Origin of the sequence: Limosilactobacillus portuensis, from assembly GCF_014838735.1 — a bacterium.
Classification (GTDB): Bacteria; Bacillota; Bacilli; order Lactobacillales; family Lactobacillaceae; genus Limosilactobacillus; species Limosilactobacillus portuensis.
Genome location: NZ_JABUXQ010000164.1, coordinates 1 through 243, shown reverse-complemented (window position 1 = coordinate 243; position 243 = coordinate 1). Strand labels below are relative to the sequence as shown.

General features: G+C 44.9%; 1 pseudogene. It reads left to right on the top strand.

Annotated elements, in window-relative coordinates:
- Positions 1 to 243 (top strand): annotated as a pseudogene (locus HUK49_RS11815) (ISLre2-like element ISLre2 family transposase); the annotation flags it as partial.

Sequence of the window (243 nt, the reverse complement as noted above, 5' to 3'; positions counted from 1 at the left end):
CCACGGCGACGTTTATCACCGCATTACTTAATGATGATGGCGAAAATCGCTCAGACCACAACGATGCGTAATACGGCAAATATTTTGAATCTGGTCTTTGATAGTGGAATTACGGCAGATTTGGTGATGCATGCCGTGCATGAGTTAGGTAGCCAGGTAGCTAAAGAAAGTCAGCGCAATGAACAAAAGACCGTTCATCGCCAAATTCCCAAGCACCTAACTATTGAGGGCGATGCATTTATG